18 protein-coding genes are annotated in these 22413 nt (G+C 48.6%); 9 read left to right on the top strand and 9 right to left on the bottom strand.

Going from position 1 to position 22413, the window contains the following annotated elements; genetic code table 11:
- Positions 1–480: 480 nt before the first annotated feature.
- A complete protein-coding gene (glgX, locus tag PHH59_RS03990) occupies positions 481–2568 on the bottom strand; it encodes a glycogen debranching protein GlgX (protein ID WP_300011561.1) in 2088 nt (695 codons plus the stop codon).
- Between the two features lie 305 nt (positions 2569–2873).
- Positions 2874–5051 carry a 1,4-alpha-glucan branching protein GlgB gene (gene glgB / locus PHH59_RS03985; RefSeq protein WP_300011558.1) on the bottom strand — a complete coding sequence of 726 codons (2178 nt, stop codon included), beginning with the start codon at positions 5049–5051 and terminating at the stop codon, positions 2874–2876.
- 277 nt (positions 5052–5328) lie between these two features.
- Between glgB and PHH59_RS03980 the strand changes: the two genes are divergently transcribed.
- Positions 5329–5796, top strand: coding sequence for a YbhB/YbcL family Raf kinase inhibitor-like protein (locus tag PHH59_RS03980; RefSeq protein ID WP_300011555.1), 468 nt, complete (start codon positions 5329–5331; stop codon positions 5794–5796).
- A 433-nt stretch (positions 5797–6229) separates the two neighbouring features.
- Here PHH59_RS03980 and PHH59_RS03975 read toward each other — a convergent pair whose 3' ends face one another.
- Positions 6230–7261 (bottom strand): Gfo/Idh/MocA family oxidoreductase, encoded by a 1032-nt coding sequence (locus PHH59_RS03975; RefSeq protein ID WP_300011552.1) that lies wholly within the window; start codon positions 7259–7261, stop codon positions 6230–6232.
- 285 nt (positions 7262–7546) lie between these two features.
- Between PHH59_RS03975 and recQ the strand changes: the two genes are divergently transcribed.
- On the top strand, positions 7547–9673 hold the full coding sequence (recQ, locus tag PHH59_RS03970) for a DNA helicase RecQ (protein WP_300011549.1): 2127 nt from the start codon (positions 7547–7549) through the stop codon (positions 9671–9673).
- A 1-nt stretch (position 9674) separates the two neighbouring features.
- On the opposite strand, the gene PHH59_RS03965 is transcribed toward recQ, so the two are convergent.
- The 3 genes from PHH59_RS03965 to PHH59_RS03955 all read right to left on the bottom strand — a co-directional run bounded on the left by PHH59_RS03965 (position 9675) and on the right by PHH59_RS03955 (position 12219).
- Positions 9675–10472 carry a sulfotransferase family 2 domain-containing protein gene (locus tag PHH59_RS03965; RefSeq protein ID WP_300011546.1) on the bottom strand — a complete coding sequence of 266 codons (798 nt, stop codon included), beginning with the start codon at positions 10470–10472 and terminating at the stop codon, positions 9675–9677.
- Between the two features lie 94 nt (positions 10473–10566).
- Entirely contained in the window at positions 10567–11367 is an 801-nt protein-coding gene (locus tag PHH59_RS03960; RefSeq protein ID WP_300011543.1) for a sulfotransferase family 2 domain-containing protein, read from the bottom strand.
- A gap of 36 nt (positions 11368–11403) precedes the next feature.
- Complete coding sequence (locus PHH59_RS03955; protein ID WP_300011540.1) at positions 11404–12219, bottom strand: VacJ family lipoprotein; 816 nt, start codon at positions 12217–12219, stop codon at positions 11404–11406.
- A 297-nt stretch (positions 12220–12516) separates the two neighbouring features.
- Here PHH59_RS03955 and PHH59_RS03950 point away from each other — a divergent pair, with 297 nt between their 5' ends.
- From PHH59_RS03950 to PHH59_RS03940, 3 genes are all read left to right on the top strand, one after another.
- Positions 12517–14406: a pyruvate kinase gene (locus PHH59_RS03950; RefSeq protein WP_300011538.1), complete on the top strand. Its 1890-nt coding sequence runs from the start codon at positions 12517–12519 to the stop codon at positions 14404–14406.
- Between the two features lie 103 nt (positions 14407–14509).
- A complete protein-coding gene (locus tag PHH59_RS03945; protein ID WP_300011535.1) occupies positions 14510–15079 on the top strand; it encodes a sigma-70 family RNA polymerase sigma factor in 570 nt (189 codons plus the stop codon).
- Between the two features lie 4 nt (positions 15080–15083).
- Complete coding sequence (locus tag PHH59_RS03940) at positions 15084–15329, top strand: hypothetical protein (protein ID WP_300011532.1); 246 nt, start codon at positions 15084–15086, stop codon at positions 15327–15329.
- Between the two features lie 245 nt (positions 15330–15574).
- Here the strand turns inward: PHH59_RS03940 and PHH59_RS03935 are convergent, their stop codons facing one another.
- From PHH59_RS03935 to PHH59_RS03925, 3 genes are all read right to left on the bottom strand, one after another.
- Entirely contained in the window at positions 15575–16108 is a 534-nt protein-coding gene (locus tag PHH59_RS03935) for a DoxX family protein (RefSeq protein WP_300011529.1), read from the bottom strand.
- Positions 16109–16192: 84 nt separating this feature from the next.
- Positions 16193–16507, bottom strand: coding sequence for a hypothetical protein (locus tag PHH59_RS03930; protein ID WP_300011527.1), 315 nt, complete (start codon positions 16505–16507; stop codon positions 16193–16195).
- Between the two features lie 765 nt (positions 16508–17272).
- Complete coding sequence (locus PHH59_RS03925; RefSeq protein WP_300011524.1) at positions 17273–19018, bottom strand: ABC transporter ATP-binding protein; 1746 nt, start codon at positions 19016–19018, stop codon at positions 17273–17275.
- Between the two features lie 288 nt (positions 19019–19306).
- Between PHH59_RS03925 and PHH59_RS03920 the strand changes: the two genes are divergently transcribed.
- The 4 genes from PHH59_RS03920 to PHH59_RS03905 are packed head-to-tail and all read left to right on the top strand — an operon-like array spanning position 19307 to position 22349.
- Positions 19307–19450: a hypothetical protein gene (locus PHH59_RS03920; RefSeq protein ID WP_300011521.1), complete on the top strand. Its 144-nt coding sequence runs from the start codon at positions 19307–19309 to the stop codon at positions 19448–19450.
- Positions 19451–19459: 9 nt separating this feature from the next.
- Positions 19460–20047, top strand: a complete 588-nt coding sequence (locus PHH59_RS03915; RefSeq protein ID WP_300011518.1) for a cytochrome C oxidase subunit II — start codon at positions 19460–19462, stop codon at positions 20045–20047.
- Positions 20047–21675, top strand: coding sequence for a b(o/a)3-type cytochrome-c oxidase subunit 1 (locus PHH59_RS03910; RefSeq protein ID WP_300011515.1), 1629 nt, complete (start codon positions 20047–20049; stop codon positions 21673–21675). The genes PHH59_RS03915 and PHH59_RS03910 overlap by 1 nt, the downstream gene beginning before the upstream one ends.
- 2 nt (positions 21676–21677) lie before the next feature.
- Positions 21678–22349: a c-type cytochrome gene (locus PHH59_RS03905; protein WP_300011512.1), complete on the top strand. Its 672-nt coding sequence runs from the start codon at positions 21678–21680 to the stop codon at positions 22347–22349.
- The last annotated feature ends 64 nt before the right edge of the window (positions 22350–22413 follow it).

Raw genomic sequence — 22413 nt, 5'->3', positions numbered from 1 at the left:
TGACGACATTCTTGATGTCTGCTGTCAGGCTTGGAATAAATTTGCTTTGCAACCGGACGCCATTCGATCCCTTTGCTCTCGGAGCTGGGCGGTGTTGTCATAGAAACTTATTGGGATTGGTATAACTCAATCTTTTCAGTGTCTGGACGCTTTTAAATAGTCAGGTAAGCAGTGGAATTGTCGTATTTACAACAAAAAACCAAGGAAAACGCCCCTATGTGGCGGTTGGCTGTGGATGGCGTTTCTTGGCAAAAGAAATGTGTGGGGATTTTTTTGAGCTGGGTTTTAGGTGCCGGTGATCACACGCATCAAGCTAAGGTGTTTTTCCACGAAAAACACGAAAAACACGAAAATTTATCTCATTTTTTTCGTGTCTTTCGTGGACAACTATCATGAAAATTATGAGTTTTCTCCTTAGCTTGATGACAGGCTGTGACGGTTAATGCTTATATTCCTTGACAGGTCAAGTTTTTCAAAACGCTACCTGCCTATTAACACAAGCACAGTCCTTGCTCCAACCAGGTAATGATCCTGATCATCTAAAACTGGCAATTGTTCGTCTTCCATAATTGCCAGTTCCCCAGGCAAACTGGTGTCGATAAATCGATGCCATTTTTTGTGCTTGAGGGGTGGCAGTTGAAATGATCCCGTTTCCCAATGGGCATTGGCTATCAAATAAATATCGGCGGCAAGCCTTTTAGAATTACCGCCAAACAGGTGCGCTGCGATGCTACGCGATTCATAACTCCAATCGGGTGACTGAAGCCGGTGCCCATGCCAGTCAATTTTCAGCCCCTGGCCTTCTTTAATCGTGAAACTGTCGTGCCGTAGTAATTCATGGGATTTTCTAAACGCGATCAGCAACCGAAAAAACCGGAATAGCTCTTTGTTTTCACTTAAGCACCGCCAGTTTAACCAGTTGATGCCATTGTCCTGGCAGTACGCGTTGTTATTGCCTTGTTGCGTCCTGCCCATCTCATCGCCAGCTAGAATCATCGGCACACCGCGTGATATTAACAACAAGGTGGCTAAATTACGGACTTGGCGTTCGCGCAACTGCTTAATATGGGGGTCGGATGTTTCCCCTTCAGCACCACAATTCCAACTGAGATTGTTATTGTCGCCATCGCGGTTGCCTTCGCCATTGGCCCGGTTATGTTTTTCGTTATAGCTGACCAAGTCCCGTAACGTGAAACCGTCATGGCTGGTGATAAAATTGATGCCGTGGCTGGGATCGCGCCCAAATTGGTAAAGATCGGAACTTCCGGCGATGCGGTTAGCCAAGCTTCCCACCATGCCCGGGTCGCCTTTGACAAAGCGCCTGACATCATCGCGGAAATGTCCGTTCCATTCCGCCCATCTGCCCCAATTGGGGAAACTGCCGACTTGGTATAAGCCGGCGGCATCCCAGGCTTCGGCGATTAATTTGGTTTTGGCAAGCACCGGGTCTCCGGCGATTTGTTCCAACAAGGGCGGGCTGTCCAATACCCGACCTTGTTGGTCCCGTCCCAATATCGAAGCCAAATCAAAGCGGAAGCCATCGACGTGCATTTCCATCACCCAATAACGCAAACTGTCCATAATCCAGTTCCGCACATAGGGATGGTTGCAGTTGATGGTATTGCCGCAACCGGAAAAATTCATGTAACTGCCATCTTTAGCCAGCATGTAATAGCTGCTGTTATCAATGCCTTTTAACGAATAAGTCGGGCCTCTGTGATCGCCTTCGCCGCTGTGGTTGTAGACCACATCAAGAATGACTTCAATACCGGCGGCATGTAGGGCTTTGACCATGTCTTTAAATTCATTGATTTCGCCGCCTGGAATACTATCCGCCGCATAAGCTGATTTAATGGCAAAAAAAGATAAAGGATGGTAACCCCATAAATTGTGCAGCCCTGAACCCGTATCGGGATTAAGTCGCCCATTATCCAGTTCGTCGAATTCAGTGACTGGCATCAATTCCACGGCGGTGACGCCCAGTTCAAGCAAATAAGGGATTTTCTCGATCAGGCCACGGAAAGTGCCAGGATGATTGGCTTGTGCAGACGTGTCTTGGGTAAAGCTGCGGACATGTAACTCGTAGATGATTGAATCGGCAAGCGGGCGATTGAGAGGTTGGTCGAATTCCCAGTCGTATGCCTTAGTGACTAAGATAGCCCGACGAAATGGCGTATGGTTGTGTCTGGAATCCGCCCAAACACACCGCCCGTTTAAGGCAATCGCATAAGGGTCGGCCAAGAGCAGATTGGCATCGTAGCGATGCGGAAGGATTTGCGGGCCGTCAATTTTATAGGCATATTCGACCCCCGGGTTCAAACCGGCTATAAACACATGCCAGACATCGCCTGTCCGGTTAATGTTATTGTCCAGAGGAAAAGCCACTATTTCGTCTTCTTCGCCAGGAAGAAAAAACACCAGAATGACTCCCGTGGCATGGCGGGCGTATATCGAAAAATTTATGCCCCCACGTTCAATGGTCGCCCCAAAAGGTAAAGCATGGCCCCGTTGGATACTAAAATCTTCCGTAATTAACGAGAGGAAATCCTCTGTTGTTTTCGATGCCATCACTAGATCCTAGTTGACTTTGATTATTAACTGATGTTAGGCATTGTCCACGAAAAGCACGAAAAAAATGCACTAACGCCTTTTTTTCGCTTCGCGCTCTACGGTTCGTAGACAGAAGTAAGAATTCGGCCAATATTAACTTCCTGATTTAAGACCTGGCAGGTTTCAAAAACCTGCCAGGTCTCTATGGTTTCGGCAATGGCAGTTCGGGATGTTATTTTTAGCCAAATCCTAAGTCGTGCGTAACATCAGTTATTAACACCAGACTATCGACTCAGTACGGACGTCCCAGTCCACACAAAGAATTAAGCCAATTTTAAAATAATCCCCGCAAGCGGCGGGAGTGTCAGGCTGATAGAGTGCGGCAAATTCATCCAGGGGATGGCTTCGGACACCCGCTCGCCATTAACGACGTTGCTACCTGCATATTCGCTGGCATCGGAGTTAAAAATCTCCTGATAACTACCTGCTTCAGGCACACCAATCCGGTAATTTTCCCTGACCACGGGCGTAAAGTTGAGGGCGATAATTAATTCCTGGCCGCCATCTTTGCGGCGATAGCTGATGACGGATTGTGCGACATCATGGCAGTCTATCCATTCAAAACCATCATGGACAAAATCCAGCTTGAACAAGGGCGGTTGCGCCTGATAAAGGCTGTTCAAGTCTTTTACCAGGGCTTGGACGCCTTGATGCAGCGGGTAGTCCAGCACATACCAATCCAGGGTTTGGTTGAAATTCCACTGGGTGCCTTGGGCAAACTCGCAGCCCATGAACAGCAGTTTTTTACCTGGGTAAGTGAACATCATCGTATAAAGCAGGCGTAAATTGGCGAAGCGTTGCCATTCATCACCAGGCATTTTATTGACCATAGAACCTTTGCCATGCACCACTTCATCATGCGAAAAAGGCAAGGTGAAATTCTCGGTAAACGCGTACAGCATCCCGAAAGTCAATTGGTCATGATGAAAACGTCTATGGATGGGATTTTCTTGCATATAAGCCAGGATGTCGTTCATCCAACCCATATTCCATTTCATTGAAAAACCTAAGCCCCCGACCCAAGTTGGTCGGGTGACTTGCGGCCAGGCGGTGGATTCTTCCGCCATCATGACGGAGCCGGGGAATTGCTGATGGGTGATCGTGTTGAGTTCCCTGAAAAAGTCTATGGCTTCAAGGTTTTCGTTACCGCCATGAATGTTAGGGACCCAGTCGCCATCCTCGCGCGAGTAATCCAGGTACAGCATCGACGCGACCGCATCCACCCGTAAGCCGTCGATATGGAATTCTTGCATCCAGAACACGGCGCTGGACAACAAGAAATTCCTGACTTCATTGCGTCCGTAGTTATAAATCAGTGTGCCCCAGTCCCGGTGTTCACCTTTGCGCGGGTCTTCATGTTCGTAAAGCGCGCTGCCATCAAAACGGGCCAGTGCGAAAGCATCTTTGGGAAAATGTGCAGGCACCCAATCCAGGATCACACCGATATTGTTCTGGTGGCAGGTGTCCATAAAATAGCGGAAATCATCGGGAGTGCCGAAACGGCTGGTGGGCGCAAAATATCCGCTGGTCTGGTAGCCCCAGGACGCATCCAGCGGATGTTCGGTGACGGGCATCAATTCGATATGGGTAAAGCCCATGCCTTTAACATAGGCGACGAGCTGGTCAGCCAGCTCGCGGTAATTCAGAAACCGGGCAAAATCGCCACGCCGCCATGAACCCAAATGCACTTCATAAATTGACATGGGTTCGTGCAACCAGTCATGGCTGCCGCGATGGTTCATCCATGCCCCATCTTGCCATTGGTAAGTATTTTCTTGCACGACAATTGACGCTGTTTTTGGGCGCAATTCAAATTGTTGTCCGTAAGGGTCGGTTTTGCTTAACACCTCATTGCTTTGGCGGTTCAAGAGTTCAAATTTATACAGACAGCCCACTTCCAGACCTGGGATAAACAGCTCCCAAATACCGCTGCCACCCAAGCTACGCATAGGGTTGCAACGACCGTCCCAGCGGTTGAAGTCGCCAACAACGCTTACCCTGCCAGCATTCGGCGCCCACACGGTAAACAGCACCCCGGCGATAGCGTCAACGGTATGCAGATGTGCGCCCATTTTCTGGTAGACATGCCAGTGCTTGCCCTCAGCAAATAAATGCCGGTCAAATTCGGGTAATTGCACGCCAAAATCGTAAGGGTCGTAATGGCGGTGCTGACCGCCATCTTTATCAATCCAAGCCAGTTGATAATGCTCGGGCAATTCATTTTGCTGTGCGGTGTATTCAAAAAAATCCGTGCCCGTTATGCGGGGGATTTTTGCACCACCGTCAGCAAAGCTGACAGATTCCGCATAAGGTAAATAGACTTTCACCTTAAGCCCTGTTTCGTGGGGGTGGCGGCCCAGCACGGAAAAAGGGTCGTGATGTTTTGCTGCAATTATTTTTATTGAACCACTATCCAGCGTATTGTCAGTTTGCTTTTCCATGTTATATCGCCTCAATGTTATGGGGAATGCCAGATTCCATGTTACCAAATAAAACAAACCTTGTATAAGTAATGGACAGTTAAACCCCCATACAGATTAAGGCTGCTTTCTTATAACATTCCTGTTGAAATTGGCGGTTTAGTTTTGAAGACATCTTGGGAGTAGAATACAAGCTCCCCAATCTTAGACAGACGCTAATATCATGAAAAAATTAATAATTTTTTTAACTGCTTTATTCATCTCCCTTTTTGTACAAGCGGAAACCAAGGATACTGCCATGAACATACAATCCCCTGCTTTTCAACATCAAGGAGAAATCCCCAGTCAATTCACCTGCGAAGGGACTAATTTATCGCCGCCTATCATGTGGTCACAAATACCCGCCGCCAGCAAAAGTCTGGTGTTGATTGTTGATGACCCGGACGCACCTGATCCCGTCGCACCTAAATTAACCTGGGTGCATTGGGTTTTATACAACCTACCCGTGGAAAGCACCGGATTGCCGGAAGCGGTAAAGGATTTGCCTGCGGGTACAGGCGAGGGTTTAAATGATTGGAAAAAAACGGGTTATGGCGGCCCTTGCCCGCCGATTGGACGCCATCGTTATTTTCATAAGCTATATGCGTTGGATGTGAAGCTGCCTGATGGTTTAGGGACGCCCACTAAAGTGCAATTGGAGCAAGCCATGCGAGGGCATATTCTGGCAAAAGCTGAATTAATCGGCACATACCAAAAGAAGCAGTAAGGTTTTTTGGGAGGCTGTCCAGGGCCACCTCATTAAAAATATAAATATAATCAGCTATTTAAAAATTTGCAGTTTGTGTTCAAATATGGGTTTTTTAAACCGTTTCTAAATCTATAAGCAATTCATTGGTGAATACAATAAGTTACAAATTGCAAAAAATCACTGGCGTTAAATCGATAAAACGAAAATATATAACCAATTATTTTATAAAAATATTTTAATGAGGTAGCCCTGGGAGGCTGTCGGCGTTTTGACCGCAACTGGCGGGCAGGATGCCTTTATGCCCCCAAAGGGTACGCGCTCCTTCCAGCTAAAAACCGAAAATGTGGCAATTTGAAGTATATTTTATGAAACCGTTTAGATATTGCCTGTTATTCAACATCCACCCCGCACTTCGTTACGGCGCAAAAACTGCCCAGTCTAGTGCCTAGTTTTATTCCTGACCACCCATCCCCGCCAATCTAACCACCCAGCCTTCTTGCGCCGATTGCAACGCGGCATTTATTGTGCGGCAGTTGCTTTCGGCATCGTCCAAGGATAATTTCGGTTCGGTGCCTGCCAGCACACACTGGCTGAAATGTTCCACTTCCAGCCGGAAATGGTTTGCCGCCGGTAAGCGTTCTTCCGTTTGGCGTCCGTCATCTGTCCACCACGTCAACATCGGCACATCACCGGGAAGTTGCCAGACAACATGGCATACCAGCCCGCCTTTGGTGCCGATGATTTCATATTCACAGCGGCGGGCGCGGGCGAAGCTGAAATCGAATTGCGCGTATTTGCCGTCGCCAAAATCCAGCACACCGCTGGCGGCTATGTCGGCGCCGCTGGCTACAGTTTGGGACAGGGCGGTCACGGCGATGGGTTCTTGTTGGAAAAACATCCGTAATGTGTGGATGGCATAGCAGCCAATATCCCACATCGCCCCGCCGCCACGGCTGATGGGTTCTTCGAGGCGGTACATGCGTTCGGGGCGCATCATGAAGGAAAAAGTGGCACGGACGGAGCGGATGTCGCCGAATAGCCCTGATTGGATCAGCTCCAGCACCCGCGCATGTTGCGGGTGGAAGCGGTACATAAAACCTTCCATGACCGTGACCTGGTGGCGGCGGGCGGCGGTTTGGATGGCGAGGATGTCGTTGACGGCCAAGGCCATCGGTTTTTCGCACAAGACGTGTTTGCCGTGCTCGATAGCGCGTAGTGTCCATTCGGCGTGTTCGTGGTTGGCAAGCGGGATGTACACGGCTTGCACATCGCTGTCGTTGAGCAAGCCGTCTAGCGTGTGGTAAGTTTTGACACCTTGTTGTTGCGGTGCATAACGTGCCAAAGTTTCTGCCGCCGCACCTTCACGGCGGCTGGCGATGGCGATGAGTTCGGCATTGTGGGCTTCGATTATGGCGGGCAGCATACGTTCGTTGATGCGTGCCCCGCCCAAAATTCCAAAGCGTAATGGGGATGGGTTGTTCATGATGTTTTCCTGATGTGTTTTTTTAATATTCCCATAAGTTCTTCTACTGCGCCGTAAGTTTAATGGTTTTTGCGGTAGTGGGTTAAATCTTAATTCCATTTAAAAACGTGGAGTGCAAACCTGTTTGCTCCAGTTCAAGCCAAGGCAAGTGTTCCAAACACCAAGTTTGCCACCATCGTTTTTTGCCTGCCAAATTAAGCTTTACTGCATTGTGTTAAAATCCCCCCTTTATTTTTATGAACACAGTGGTGGCTTAGGCTTCCACCAAATCCTGCAAAAATGATTATGACGAGCAACACACAAAACACGCCGCTACAAGTCCTGAAAACGGTGTTTGGTTATGAGAATTTTCGGGGCCATCAGCAAGCGGTGATAGAACAAGTGCTGGCAGGTCAAGATGCCTTGGTGCTGATGCCGACGGGCGGCGGCAAATCCTTGTGTTACCAGATTCCGTCTTTGCTAAGATCCGGTGTCGGCATCGTCATCTCGCCGTTGATCGCGCTGATGCAGGATCAAGTCAGCGCCTTGCTGCAATTGGGCGTGAAAGCGGCGTTTTTGAATTCCACACTGGCCTTGCCGGAAGCCCGCCGCATCGAACAGCAATTGCTCGATGGCGAGCTGGATTTGCTTTATGTCGCACCGGAGCGGCTCGCTTCCGAATACACCCGCGCCTTGTTCGCCCGGATCAACATCGCCTTGTTTGCGATAGACGAAGCGCATTGCGTTTCGCAATGGGGGCATGATTTTCGCGCCGATTATTTGCAGTTGTCGATGCTGCATGAGCGTTTTCCGAGCATTCCGCGCATCGCCCTGACGGCGACGGCGGATGACCGTACCCGTCAGGAAATCACGGTGCGCTTGGGTTTGGAAAACGCGCAATTGTTCCGCAGTGGTTTTGACCGCCCGAATATATGTTACCGGATAGTGCAAAAACAAAACGCCAAACAACAATTGCTGAGCTTTATCCAGGCCGAACATGCGGGCGATGCGGGGATTGTTTATTGTTTGTCGCGCAAAAAAGTCGAAGAAACCGCCATCTGGCTGACCAGCAAAGGCATCCGGGCCTTGCCGTATCACGCCGGACTCAGCAATGACGTGCGCTATCAGAACCAGCACCGCTTTTTGATGGAGGAAGGCTTGGTCATTGTGGCGACGATTGCTTTTGGCATGGGCATAGACAAGCCCAACGTGCGTTTTGTCGCGCATCTGGATTTGCCGAAAAGTGTCGAGGCGTATTATCAGGAAACGGGCAGGGCAGGGCGGGATGGCTTGCCCGCCAATGCCTGGATGGCTTATGGTTTGCAGGATGTGATCACGCTACGGAAAATGCTGGCCGAATCGCCTTCCGATGAGGCGCGTAAGCGGGTGGAATTCCACAAACTCGATGCCATGTTGGCTTTGTGCGAGCAAGTGCATTGCCGGCGGCAGAATTTGTTAAGTTATTTTGGCGATACGCTAGAAAAACCTTGCGGCAATTGCGACATCTGCATGGAACCCGTGCAAACTTGGGATGGCACCTTGGCGGCGCAACAGGCTTTGTCGTGCATTTACCGTAGCCAACAACGCTTTGGAGTCGGCTATCTGATTGATGTGTTGCTGGGCAAACAAACCACGCGCATCAGCCAATTCGGGCATCAGGGGCTATCGACCTTTGGTATCGGCAAAGCCTTGGACGAACAGCAATGGCATTCGGTGTTCCGGCAATTGGTGGCGAGGGGCTTGGTCAGCGTCGATTTTGACCGTTACGGCGCGTTGCAATTGACGGAAGCCAGCCGCCCCATTTTGCGCGGCGAGCAAAAGCTGATGTTACGCAAAGACGTGAAACCGGAAAAAATCAAAGCCAGCCGCACCAGCAAAACGCAGGGCGATTCAAGCTCGTTGTGGGAAGCCTTACGCGCCAAACGCAAGGAAATCGCCGAAGCCCAAGACGTGCCACCGTATGTGATTTTCCATGACGCGACGTTAATGGCGATGATGGAAGCCAAACCTGCCAATCTCAAGCAAATGGCGATGATTTCCGGCATCGGCACCCGCAAACTGGAGCAATATGGCGAGCAGTTTTTGGCGGTGATCCAACAATTTGTTGGCGTTGATGATGATCTTGCCGATACGGCCAGCGAGTCGCTGAATTTATTCCGTTTAGGTTTCACCGTCGCGCAAGTTGCCGAAAAACGCGGCTTGAAAGCCAGCACAATTTACACCCACTTGGCGCAAGCCTTGGAGCAGGGTTTGTTGATGTTGGGTGATGTGGTGGAATTGCCGGAAGCGGAAATAAGTCAAATTGAAGCAGTGCTATTGGCCTTGCCGGAAGAGCAGAAAAATGCCCTCAAACCCGTTTTTGAGCACTTTGAAGGGCAATATTCTTACGAGATTTTGCGGTGTGTGCGGGGGGCGTTGTGGTTTAGGACGTGAATTACGAAAACATCAAGTTTTTGTCGCCGAACAAGGATTTATATAAAGCGATGTCGTCTTTATAGGTTTCGTAGACTTTAGTTGCCAGTTCGTCATCGTATAACGCCGATGGGGTAGGGACTTGCCCTGATTTCATCATGGCCAAAATAGTCCCTGGAAGCGTATCGGCAAAATGACCGTCATTGACCAGTGCATAATGGCTCAAACTGTGGTTATAGGGCTTTCTCGCATCAAAAATTTTAATCAGGGCATTACTTTCAATTTTGCTTTTGGCTGTGGCAAATGTTTCCAGGTTGAAATAATCGTCATATTCTTCATAAACTAAAAAATCAGTTTGTGGGCGCCAGTGGGTATCTGATCGTAATACATTGGCTTGGGTGATCGAATTGACAAAGCATCTAAACGACATGTTTTCAATTTCCACGGCTTTATTGATGGTGTTATACAACTTCAACGCCAAGGGTTTCATCTGGACAATTTTATCCAAATAAGCACTGGCTACCCGTGCAAATGGGCAACGTAAAATGACAAAGGTATAGTCGGCTTGGATCAGGCTGGGGAGGTCAGTCGTAAAAGTGTTGCTGTTATGACGTATCCACTTGAAATCAGCTTCACTTTTTATACAACCATTGGCTATCGCCAAAGACAAGCGCATCGTAGTGCAAGCATTTTTAGGGATAAAACTATAAATGCTGTTGCTTCGGTAAATACGCAACGCCTGTGATTGGGCAAACTGATGCTGATGGTTTTCAGCTAAAGGCAGGTAAGAAGCGGAGTATAAAAGTTGGCGCTGTTTCATAAAAACACTTGAAGATGAAAAAATATGACTGCCCGAATACAGCGAAGGAATACGGACATGATTGTTAGCCACTAGGAGAGGTTGTAGGTTTTTGCTACGGAAACATCAAGTTTTTGTCGCCGAACAAGGATTTATATAAGGCAATGTCTTTCTTGTAAATTTTGCTGACTTTGGCAACCAGTTCATCATCGTATAACGCGGCGGGTTTTGGGGCTTTGCCGGTTTTCTTCATGGTGCGGATAGCATCCGGCAGATAATCGGCATAATTGTCATTGCCGACCAATTCAAAACGGTCAATACCGTGGCGGGTGAGTTTTCGGGCATCGACAATTTCAATCCGGGCTTTTGTTTCTATGGTGCTTTGCGCGGTGGCGAAAGTTTCCAGGTTGAAATAGTCGTCGTATTCCTTGTACACCAAAAAATCCACTTGGGGTTGCCAGTGGATATTCGAGCGTAAGACAGTGGCTTTAGTGATGGTATTGACGAAGATTCTAAACGTCATGTCTTCAATCTCCATTTTTCTTTGCACGGCATCATACAGTTCCCAGGCAACGCCGGTCGTATCGACAATTTTGTCCAGATAGGCACTCGCCAGCCGTGCAAACGGGCAGCGTAGAATAACAAAGGTGTATTCGGCCTGGATCAGGCTGGCGAGATCCGCCTTAAAGGTGTCGTTGTTGCAATGTATCCAGTTAAAATCTGCCAGATTATCGACGCAACCATTCGCCATCGCCAACGATACCCGCATCGTGGAACAAGCATTTTTCGGGATGAAACTATAAACACTGTTGCTACGGTAAATACGTAGGGCAAAAGCTTGGGCAAACTGATGCTGGGTGTTTCTGCTTAGCGGGAGATAGGATGCTACGGCATAATTCAGTTGGCGTTTTTTCATAAAATAACGTTGCCCCTTAAATAGCTGTTCTACACCCTAAGGTTCAGGTTTTGTCACAGCAGGTTCTGCCGACTTTACCTCTTCTTTTTCAATGGCATCCAGCTCATTATCCAAGTCAGCATCATCTTTTTGGCTTTTGCCGTCGGTGATCAGATATTCACGGCGTTGCTGGTAAGCGTTTTTAATAAACTCATAGCGGTCAGAATTAGTCGCTTCATCGACGATTTTCCCCGTTGAAAGCAATTGCGCCCGGTTGTCGACTATTTCGACAAATTTCGCGCCCGCCGTCGAAGCGGCGGCATCCGTCGTACCAAATATGGATAGGTAGGTGAGCGGATTCAGGAACGCGTCGCCGACCAAGCCCAGTGTCTCCCTAGGCGAACTGGGGCCATAAAACGGCAACACCAGATAAGGCCCGGAAGGTACACCCCAAACAGCCAAGGTTTGCCCGAAGTCTTCAATATGCTTATGCAAGCCCATCATTTCCCCGGCATCAAGGAGTCCACCCATGCCGATAGTGGTATTGACCAGAAAACGGCTGAAATCCATGCCGCTTTGGAGCAGTTTGAATTGCAGCAAGTCATTGATAGTGACACCAATATCGTTCATATTACTGAAGACGTTGGTCACGCTATCGTCAACGAACTTAGGCGTCACCCACTGATAACCTTGGGCCAAGGGCTTAAGCACATTTCTGTCGATACTGTCATTGAATGACTGTGCCCCATGATTCCAGCCTTGCCACGGATCATTCCCCGTAGAGGCACAACCACTGAGTGCTATTGTGACAACCATTGTGATAACTGGGAAACCTGGTAAATACGGTTTTGTTTTGAATGTTTGTTGTTTCATGGATGTTCTCGTGTTTTTTTTGACATTTTGGCATTATTTTTAATTTTGAGAAAGCGTTCTTCAAAAACGCCGTTTATTAATCGTTTCATAAGTTCACCGCCTATGCTTTATTTGGCATTTATGAAACAATCAATAACTTAATTGAATGGATATTACAATCTAATAATACTAAAGCAAGAACTGATGGGATAGTAATATACCAGCATAACTATTTAAATTATGACCTTAGCGTTTTTTTTCAGCTAAGCTAAAAAGGAGCTGGAATCTCCTTACTGTTAAAACACTTGTTGAACTTTTATGACTGAATTGACCAACCACGACATCTACGACGACACCCTAAAGCAACTATTGGTTGATGTTGCAGATTTACGCGAAAAAATTACCGCCCATGCAGCTAGCCGTTTGGACAAATATCAAGCTTATTACCGCGCCGGAGCGTTTAACAAAAGTGCGTTGAACCTTGCCTATTATTTGGCTTTGAGGCAGTTCGACCTGCGCCATTTGCAAGATAGGCTCGCCCAAGCCGGATTGTCATCACTGGGCAGGTCGGAAGCCTCGGTGTTATCGACGTTGGATGCGGTGATCGACGTGCTCAAACGGGCGACTGACAAAGCGTATTCGTTGGATGATAAAAATCCTAGCGAATCGGGGTTTAACCGGGGGTTGCAATTGCTGGAACAGCATAACATCGAGTTGTTCGGACCATTTCACGAACATAGCAAAGTCCATGTCATGGTCACTTTAGCTAGCGAAACGGCATGGAATTACGAATTGATTTTGGCCTTGCTGGAAAAAGGCATGACTTGCGCCAGAATAAATTGCGCCCATGATGATGAAGTTGTCTGGCGCAACATGATACGCAATATCCGCCGCGCCGAAACCGAAACTGGCAAAATCTGCCGTATCTTGATGGATTTGGCGGGGCATAAAATCCGCACCGGCGCCATTGCCTTGGGTTTGCCTGTCCACCATATCAAAGTAAAAAAAGATGTGCGCGGCAATGTCATCGCCAAAGGGCAATTGCTCTTGATAGCCGGTGATGCAACCCAAGCATCTGGATTGATGGAAGGGGGGTTGTTGTTCCGGGTGAGCATCCCCGATGCCCTACATCAGCGGCTAAGCCCTGGTTGCCGTCTAGGATTTATTGATGCACGGGGAAAGCAGCGGTATTTGCTAATCGAGCAAGCGGTATCCGACAAGGCGTGGTTGGCAAGTTGCGGGCAAAGCAGTTATCTGGAGTCCGGTTGTGAGGTGGACGTGTTGGCTTCTGAACCTACCGAAGACACTAACGTCAATGAGCGGTTTAATCTGGGCGAATTTGCCGGCGGGCCGCTGGAAATACGTTGTTTCAAAAATGATTTGTTATTGCTGACCGAAAATGATGTTCTCGGCAAACCCGCCGAATACGATGACAATGGCGATTTGATACAGCCTGCACAAATCGGCTGCACCTTGTCGGCGTTCAGTTCCAAATTGGCGATAGGCCAGCCCGTGTGGATTGATGATGGCAAGCTGGGTGCCGTGGTGGAAGCTCTCACCGGACAGGGCGCGTTGTTGCGGGTGAATCAAGTGCGTAGCAGCGGTGTTGGCATCCAAAGCGACAAAGGCATCAATTTCCCAGATACCCAGTTGGGCTTGTCACCGTTAAGCGAAAAAGATTTGCAGGATTTGGATTTTGCCTGCACACACGCCGATTTGATAGGCTTTTCCTTTGTCGAAACCTTAGCCGACATGGACTATTTGATGGATGAGTTGGCGAAACGCAATGCCACCGAATTGCCGATCATCGCCAAAATCGAAACCAATCTGGCGGTAAAAAACCTGCCCGATATTATTCTCGGCACTATAGGCAGGCACACGCTGGGCATTATGATCGCGCGGGGAGATTTGGCGGTTGAGCTAGGCAGTGCGCGGCTGGCGGAAATTCAGGAAGAATTGCTGTGGCTATGCGAAGCGGCGCATGTACCCGTGATTTGGGCGACGCAGGTGCTGGAATCCATCGCCAAGAAAGGGGTGCGCTCCAGGCCGGAATTTACCGATGCCGCAATGGCGGTGCGGGCGGAATGCGTGATGTTGAACAAAGGCCCCTATATTTTGGATGCTATCGAAGCTTTGGTGAATGTGATGATCAGGATGCAGGAACATCAACGGAAAAAATTTTCCAGGTTACGGGCCTTGCATTGGTAAACGGCTGGTCTTAGGCACTGGAGTTTTTCTCATTACTGATGTTATCCGTAACATCAGTAAGCGGTTGGCTGAAAAGAAACCACAAAACGGGTAGATGATTTTTATGACGCAATTAACGGGTGACCCCGCAGCTTGGCTCGCTGATTATGGTGACGCGCTTTATCGTTACGCGATGTTGCGTGTACGCTCGGAACCGCTGGCCGAGGATATGGTGCAGGAAACGCTATTGGCGGCGTGGCAATCGTTTGCCCAATTCAACGGGCAATCATCGGTAAAAACCTGGTTGATCGGCATTATGAAACACAAAATCATCGACCATTTCCGCAAATATAGCCACGAAACCGAATCGTTGGACGATTTTGAAGATACTGATGAGTTACTGGCACATTCTTTCGATGCCGACGGGCATTGGAAAATCAAGCTGATTGATTGGGGGACGCCGGATAAGTCGATAAACGATGAACAATTCTGGCAAGTGTTTTACCGCTGTTTGGCCCGCTTGCCCCAAAACATGGCGGATTTGTTTATTTTGCGGACAGTGGAAGGTTTGTCGAGTGAAGAATGTTGTAAGGTATTGGCGATAGAAACGACCAACCAACTCTGTGTGGCCTTATCACGCACACGCTTGAAACTCAGGCAATGCCTGGAAATCCAATGGTTTGATCAAGGATAAGAAGATGCTGAGCTGTAAAAAAATGACTGATTTGCTTTCTGACAGCCTCGAAACACGGTTGCCTTGGCCCAAACGTTGGGCGATGAAGCTGCATTTGATGGTTTGTGTGACTTGCCGCCGTTATCGCCGGCACTTGCTGTTCATGCAAAAAATGTTGGCTGGAGGGCGTGGTAAGGCGATGCCCTTGCCGGAAGCGGCTAGATTGCGGATTAAGGAAAAGTTGGCAGGAAAAACGAAGGGATGGGATTAAGATGATTGGCTAATGATACTGTCCACGAAAAAGCACGAAAAAGCACGAAAAAGGTTTAATGGACAGTCCAAGATATACTCTGAACGGTCAAGTTTTCGGTTTTTGGAGCTTAGGTCTCTTGACCGCAACAGGCGGGCAGGATGCCTTTATGCCCCAGAGGTACGCGCTCCCTCCCACTAAAAGCCCAAAACGTGACCGTTTGAAGTAATTTTTGTGCTTTCCGTGGATATTTCCCTCGCTTACCATCAGTGCTTAAACAGTTTGCGGGTTACCCAGTAATCCAGGCTTAACCAGCCCGCCCCGCTAAAAAACAACGAAGCCAGCATCAATAAATACAATAGCGGCAATTTGTAATTGCCAAAGCCTTTGTCGGTGATGGCATAACCTTGCCACAATTCCCCCAAAGTATGCCATTCGGCAGGCCAGTGCACGGCGGCGATGGCGACCACGGTCAAAATGATCAAAGCGAAACTAAAAAAACGCGTGGCTAATCCGAGAACCAAGGCGATGGGGCCTATCAACTCAAGCCCCATCGAAAGATTCCAACTGACCTCAGCGGGTAGCAAATTAAATGGAAACGGAAAAGGCAATTCGCCGAACCAATTTTCGCCCATGAATTTTTCTAATCCCGCTTCGGCAAATTCATAGGCCAAAACCAGACGTAGGAAAATCGGGGCATAGCCGGACGTGTTGTTTTCGAGCCAATGGTTTGTTGTAGCCAGTAACTTGTTGGTTTGCAGGGCCAGGCACTGGCAATAAGTGGTTTCTTCTGAAGTCATGATGGCTTCCCGTTAAAAAAGTAGATGGATGTGGCCGGACCTTTAAAACCGCTGGGGTTCCAAAGGCCACTGTCCTACAAGGTCTTATTTCTTATTGCCACCACAACTGCCTTCTTTCATTTTGTCAGCAGCCATTTTGCCTGCCCCGCACTTGCCTTCCGCCGTTTTGTCCTTGCCTGCGGCTTCAGCCATTTTTGCTTTTTTTGCACCGCATTTTCCTTCGCCACATTTGCCTTCCTGGGCTTTTTCAGTGCCTGCTTGATCCGCTTCGGCCACCACAAGGGGGCCGGAGATTTCTTTCATGCCAAAGGGGTTGTTGTCGGCAAAAGCGATAGGGGATGCGCTTAAAGCAGTTGCGATGATGCCGCCGAAAGTCAAGGCCAAGGTTGTTTTGTTCATGGTCAATCCTCATTTTTTAAGTTAAAAGTAAGTTAGGAAAAACTGATTGGGAGGGCCAACCGCTTTCCTGACCCATCAGTCGGGATGAAAATGAAAACCTTACAAATAATTTTAAACAACTTTGTCCGCAGTAAATTTTTATTGGTAACTGATGTTACGCACGACTTCCTTTTTGTCCACGACCCGTAGAGCGCGAAGCGAAAAACATGAAAAAGCACGAAAGGGTACTGAGCATTTATTTGGCTTTGATTGGTCGGGACGGGACTGGGTTCCAAAATCGCGATAGGTACTGAAAACGTTACGTAACGGGTCGCCGTGGCGTCTACTGTTGGAACAAACCCATTCCGGCTTGTGTTACAAAGCGAAAAAAGGCTAGGGGGGGCACGTCAAGTTGCCGCTTATTTGCCCTCGAAGGCGTTAGTGAGTTTTTTTCGTGCTTTTCGCTTCGCGCTCTACGGGTCGTGGACAATGCGTAACATCAGTTGGTAAGTTGAAAGATAATCAGAAAACACATAATGCTAAAAACAAGTGCTTTCCTGATTTATCAGTCAAAATAAAAATGCAAGTTTTGCAAATAGTGGAATTTTTTTTGCGGATATACTTTAAATGGGCACAAAATGGGCGCGTTTTCGGTTTTTAGTGGGAGTGAGCGCATACCCTCTGGGGCATAAAGGCATCCTGCCCGCCTCCGCCTATTGCGGTCAAGAGACCTAGCCTTCATATGCAGGTGTGGCAAGGAAACGATCATCACAAGATAGGTTGAAATTAAGGGTCAAGCCAAGGCCCACCGCTTTGATGTTGCCACATTGCGTAATATTTTCCTTGTTTATCAAGTAATTCCTGATGGGTGCCTTGCTCGATAATATGCCCGTGCTCCAATACGACTATCCTGTCCATACATAAAATCGTCGATAAGCGATGGGCGATGACAATGGCGGTTTTAGTTTCGATCAATTCGAAAATGGCGGTTTGGATTTGTTGTTCGGTCAGTGAATCCAAGGCGCTGGTGGCCTCATCCAGCACGATTATCGGCGCGTCTTCGAGAAATGCACGGGCGATGGCGACGCGCTGCCTTTCGCCGCCCGATAATTTGACTCCGCGCTCACCCACTAATGTGGCAAAACCATCCGGCAGTTTTTCGATGAAATCCAGGCTTCGCGATTTTTGTGCGACATCCCGCAGACGCACTTCAGGGATGTCCGCCCCTAGCGTGATATTCTCGCGTATCGAGCGGTGGAACAGCTCAGGTTGTTGGGGGACCATGGATATTTGCCCGCGCAACGCGCTTAAGGTAAAGGCTTTTGCGTTTTGGCCGTCAAACGTGATCGCGCCAGATTGCGGCTCCAGAAAACGGAACAGCAATTTCGTCAATGACGATTTGCCGGAACCGGATTGCCCGACGAGCGCCACTTTTTCACCGGCTTTGATATGCAAGGAAAAATCCGTAAACAACGGGGAATGCGGGTTATAACTGAAATTGATGCGGTTAAAACTGATTTCGCCCCGTGCAATGCTTAGCGGACGCGCGTCGGGCGGATCGGTTTCCAGGTCTGTCTGCCGGAAAACCTCGGTCATCTCCCGCGCATCGGCTAGGGCGGTGAAAAAATTGCGGAAGTTGCGGCCAAATTCCCACAGGCGTTGGATCAGCATAATCATGATGGACTGGAACAGCACGAATTGCCCGACCTGAAAATTGCCCGCCCGCCATTTTTCTATCATCAAATACACCAGCCAGAGTTCAATGCCAAAAGTCATCATGCCTTGGATCGCAAAGGAAACAAACAGCAAAGCCCAGGCGATTTTTTTCTTGCGGTACACTACATCCGAAGCTTGGTTGATGCGTTGCTGCTCGCGGTTTTCCAAGGCAAAGCTTTTGACAATAAAAATATTGCTGATGGCATCCGAGTACAAACCGCCTACTTTGGAATCGCCTTCCGCGACGGCTTCATCAAAACGCAGTTTCCAGATCGAAAACCCAATATTCCAGCCGACAAACAGCACCACCCAGACCAAAAAATAATAGGCAAACTCCGGTTGTTGCTGGTAAAAAATGGCGAATGAAATGCTGACCGCAATGCAGTTCATAAAAAACTGGAACAAAAACCAGTCCATGATAATTTCAAACGAACGCGAGAAGCGGTTGGCTTGTTTGATCAGGCTGCCGGAAAACTGGTTTTCGAAAAAGCCATATTTTTGTTTTTTAAGCACGTCAAAACAGCGTTTTTCCAGCAAATTAACACCGCCACCGTCCAGCGGAATAATGGCGGTTTCCAGGAACCGCCAAGCCAGCCAGATGCCGCCATACAACAAGGCGATGGTTTTCAGGCTATCCAGCAACACAGTCAGTGTGGCATCTGAATAAGGCGCGGCGAGACCGTTGGCGATGTTTTTGTAGTAGATAGGAGCAGATAAATCCAGCAGGACTTCCACCGTCAAGGCAATTAACGCCAGTAGAAAATAGCCTTTTTTCTGCCAGATAACGCGGCTGTATTCTCTTAAAATAATGTCCATGCTTTTAGTTGTGGTGTTGTGGCGGTGTTTGCTTACAGCTTAGGGTTGGTGATGGCGGATTGTCTGGTGCAATTGGATAAGTCCATCAATAACAGGGGGTTTTGTTTATTAAAACAGACAAAATTTAGCTTTGTCTCTATAATCACCCCACCATAATAATGGTATTGAACTAAACGGACGATGTTGTGCGAATCTGAAAATCTGCCCTAAGAATCGTTGTCATTGTTCTTTGTGCCGTTTATCCACAATCGCCCAACAGGGTCATAACTACGAAAGAGTGAGGATAGTATGGATCAAATGAGTGAAGAAGACCGTCAACATATTCTTGAAAGTTCGCCAGTCGGCACTTTTGCCCTGATGTCAGCGGTGATTGGCGGTATGGTCGTCGCCTGGCTGTTTCTGTATTACGGCGTATTTTTGCCACGGGGATAGGATTTTATTATGCAAACAGAACCCTCAAAAAGCGCGAATCTCATACAAAGTTTATGCGCACAGTTTAACGCAATCCATATCGACCATCTGGAAAAAAGATGGATTACCATTTCCTTGATGGTTGTTGGCCTGTTAGTTGGCATTATTACCCTGGATGCTTTCTTTCATGGCGTTAATCCGCCCAGCAAGGTTGAAACGATTGATTCCGCCAGCCTGCATCTCAGTAAAGAGTTTGCCGAAGACAACCTCGGTGTACAAGTCGATGGAAAAGGTGCCGTCACCATCCGCATGGTCGCCGGACGTTATTCATTTTTCCCTAAGCACATCGATGTGCCAGCCGAGACCCCATTGACGTTCCGTTGGGTCAGTATGGATGTCTTGCACGGTGTCCATATCCCGATGACCAATATGAGCACGATGATTGTGCCAGGTTATGTTGCACAAGTGTCCACCACTTTTCCAAAACCGGGTGAATATCCCTTACTGTGTAATGAATATTGCGGCTTAGGCCATAACCACATGTGGAGCAATATTTCTGTTATCGCCAAAGAAGACTGGAAAGCTCCGGTTAAATCGCCAGCCAATGGAGAGCAATAATGATTGATGCTACGACAAGAAAACTTGCGTTAAGCCATTTATGGGTGGCGTTTGCCGCTTTTATTGTGGCCTGTTTCATGGGCGAATATCAGGTGTTGGAACGTAGCGGCTTTTTCCCCGTGTTAGATTCCGCCCCTGTTTATTTCGCCTCGGTCAGCACCCACGGCGTACTCATGGCGTTTGTCTTGACGACTTTTTTTATCATGGGTTTTGGTTACACCATCGCCACCACTAGCCTGAAGCAACCCGTTTGGAACAAGCCGCTGGCTTGGGGGGGATTTTGGCTGGCGTTGGTCGGTGTGGTGCTAGCCGCGATCCCGCTACTGACGGGCAAAGCTTCGGTGCTGTATACGTTTTATCCGCCGATTGTCGCCCATGCCGCGTTTTATATCGGCGCGACCTTGTTGGTGGTGGGATCTTGGGTGTGGTGCGCCATCATGCTGGTGATGTTCAGCCAATGGAAAACAGCCAATCCTGGACAAGCCGTGCCGCTTCCTATGTTCGCCACCGCCGCCAATGCCATGTTGTGGTTATGGACTAGCGCGGGTGTGGCTTTGGAAGTGCTGTTCCAGTTGATCCCTTTATCTTTGGGTTGGATAGATACCGTAGACCCGGGCCTTGCGCGGACTTTGTTCGCCTGGACCTTGCATCCTATCGTGTATTTCTGGCTGATTCCGGCTTACACCGCATTTTATGTGTTTGTGCCGAAACAAGCGGGCGGCTATTTGTTCAGTGACGAAATGGCGCGGATTGCGTTTATCGTCCTTGCGGTATTTGCTTTACCCATTGGTTTCCATCATTTGTACATGGACCCTGAACAAGCCAGCGGCTGGAAATTGCTGCATGGCATCGGCACCTTTGTGGTCGCCTTGCCGACCTTGGTGACGGGTTTCACCGTGATCGCCTCGTTGGAAATCGCCGGACGCTTGCGTGGCGGTAAGGGCTTGTTTGGCTGGATTTTGACGCTGCCGTGGACGAACACGATGGTGCTGTCGGTGATTTTAGCCTTGCTGATGCTGATTTTTGGCGGCTTCGGCGGCATCGTCAACGCCAGTTATGCGATGAACGCGATGATCCACAACACCGCTTGGGTGCCCGGGCATTTCCATCTGATTTTTGGCGGCACGACCATCATCATGTATTTCGCCATCGCCTATTACCTGTGGCCGCTGCTGACCGGAAAAGCCTTGTTTTCCAACATCATGGCGGTGACCCAATTATGGCTGTGGTTCATCGGCATGGCAATTTTGACTACGCCTTGGCATGTCCTGGGTTTGTTGGGCCAACCGCGCCGTATATCCAGCGTGGTTTACAATAACTTGCTGACTTTGGCGTGGAAACCTTATGAGTTTATGATGATTTTTGGTGGCCTGATCCTGCTCGGTTCCGCCTGTTTGTTCATCTACAATCTGGTCAAGACCCAGTTAAATCCTACGTCGGAAACCGTTGTTGCCGAAGAGATTGAGTTTGCCGAACCTATCCATGCCGTCACGACACTGCCTGAGTATCTGAATGGCTTAAGACTTTGGAATAAAGTGATTGCCGTGTTGATGGCGGTCAGCTTTGGATATCCGATCTTACAATTCTTTTTTATGAAAACCTTTGGTTCAAGCGCGTGGGGATATTAATCATGAAACACTTATTATTAGCTGTCGCATTGCTTGCGCCACTTGCCAGCCATGCCGGGCCGGCCTCTAACATTGCCTGGACACCAGAAACCTTAAGTCTGGTGAAAAAAGGCGACCTGAACAAAGGCAAATCCCTGGCTGAATCCTGCCAAAGCTGTCATGGGGCAAAAGGCGAAGGCATAGCGGCAGAAAACCGCGATGGTGAGACTATCCCCGCCATACCGGCTTTGGCGGGCCAAATCGCCACTTATACCTACAAACAGTTGCGTGATTATTTTGACGGCAGCCGCAGCCATGATTCCATGACCGCCATTGCCAAAGGCTTGGGTGAACAGGATGCGGCGGATTTGGCGGCATGGTTTGCGTCGTTGCCTATGCCGCAACACAAGGCGGCTGGCCAAAGTTCCGCCAGGGCGGAAAAAATGGTCAGCCAAGGCGACGGCAAACGCATTTTGCCACCGTGTTCGGTTTGCCACGGTAGCCGTGGTCAGGGCGAGAAAATGGATATTCCGGCATTGGCTGGACAACAGGCCGATTACTTCGCCAGCACCTTGCTGGCTTATAAAAACGGCGAACGCCACAATGATGTCTACAGCCGTATGCGCTTGATTGCACAACAATTAAGCGAGGCGGAAATCAAGGAGCTGGCTAGTTTTTATCAGCAACTTAAATAAGATCTTTCGTAGTTTAGAATAAATTTTCAGCAGGTAATGGCGGAACAAGAGTACAAATTTAGGT

The organism is Methylovulum sp. (genome assembly GCF_028687615.1).
Lineage (GTDB): Bacteria > Pseudomonadota > Gammaproteobacteria > Methylococcales > Methylomonadaceae > Methylovulum.
Note: the sequence above shows the minus strand (reverse complement) of the source record. Positions and strands in the feature narration are given on the sequence as shown.

Excerpts from the sequence above, each read along its gene's own strand:
- glgX (WP_300011561.1), bottom strand. The coding sequence starts at position 2,568 with ATGGCATCGAAAACAACAGAGGATTTCCTCTCGTTAATTACGGAAGAT.
- glgB (WP_300011558.1), bottom strand. The coding sequence starts at position 5,051 with ATGGAAAAGCAAACTGACAATACGCTGGATAGTGGTTCAATAAAAATA.
- PHH59_RS03980 (WP_300011555.1), top strand. The coding sequence starts at position 5,329 with ATGAACATACAATCCCCTGCTTTTCAACATCAAGGAGAAATCCCCAGT.
- PHH59_RS03975 (WP_300011552.1), bottom strand. The coding sequence starts at position 7,261 with ATGAACAACCCATCCCCATTACGCTTTGGAATTTTGGGCGGGGCACGC.
- recQ (WP_300011549.1), top strand. The coding sequence starts at position 7,547 with ATGACGAGCAACACACAAAACACGCCGCTACAAGTCCTGAAAACGGTG.
- PHH59_RS03965 (WP_300011546.1), bottom strand. The coding sequence starts at position 10,472 with ATGAAACAGCGCCAACTTTTATACTCCGCTTCTTACCTGCCTTTAGCT.
- PHH59_RS03960 (WP_300011543.1), bottom strand. The coding sequence starts at position 11,367 with ATGAAAAAACGCCAACTGAATTATGCCGTAGCATCCTATCTCCCGCTA.
- PHH59_RS03955 (WP_300011540.1), bottom strand. The coding sequence starts at position 12,219 with ATGAAACAACAAACATTCAAAACAAAACCGTATTTACCAGGTTTCCCA.
- PHH59_RS03950 (WP_300011538.1), top strand. The coding sequence starts at position 12,517 with ATGACTGAATTGACCAACCACGACATCTACGACGACACCCTAAAGCAA.
- PHH59_RS03945 (WP_300011535.1), top strand. The coding sequence starts at position 14,510 with ATGACGCAATTAACGGGTGACCCCGCAGCTTGGCTCGCTGATTATGGT.
- PHH59_RS03940 (WP_300011532.1), top strand. The coding sequence starts at position 15,084 with ATGCTGAGCTGTAAAAAAATGACTGATTTGCTTTCTGACAGCCTCGAA.
- PHH59_RS03935 (WP_300011529.1), bottom strand. The coding sequence starts at position 16,108 with ATGACTTCAGAAGAAACCACTTATTGCCAGTGCCTGGCCCTGCAAACC.
- PHH59_RS03930 (WP_300011527.1), bottom strand. The coding sequence starts at position 16,507 with ATGAACAAAACAACCTTGGCCTTGACTTTCGGCGGCATCATCGCAACT.
- PHH59_RS03925 (WP_300011524.1), bottom strand. The coding sequence starts at position 19,018 with ATGGACATTATTTTAAGAGAATACAGCCGCGTTATCTGGCAGAAAAAA.
- PHH59_RS03920 (WP_300011521.1), top strand. The coding sequence starts at position 19,307 with ATGGATCAAATGAGTGAAGAAGACCGTCAACATATTCTTGAAAGTTCG.
- PHH59_RS03915 (WP_300011518.1), top strand. The coding sequence starts at position 19,460 with ATGCAAACAGAACCCTCAAAAAGCGCGAATCTCATACAAAGTTTATGC.
- PHH59_RS03910 (WP_300011515.1), top strand. The coding sequence starts at position 20,047 with ATGATTGATGCTACGACAAGAAAACTTGCGTTAAGCCATTTATGGGTG.
- PHH59_RS03905 (WP_300011512.1), top strand. The coding sequence starts at position 21,678 with ATGAAACACTTATTATTAGCTGTCGCATTGCTTGCGCCACTTGCCAGC.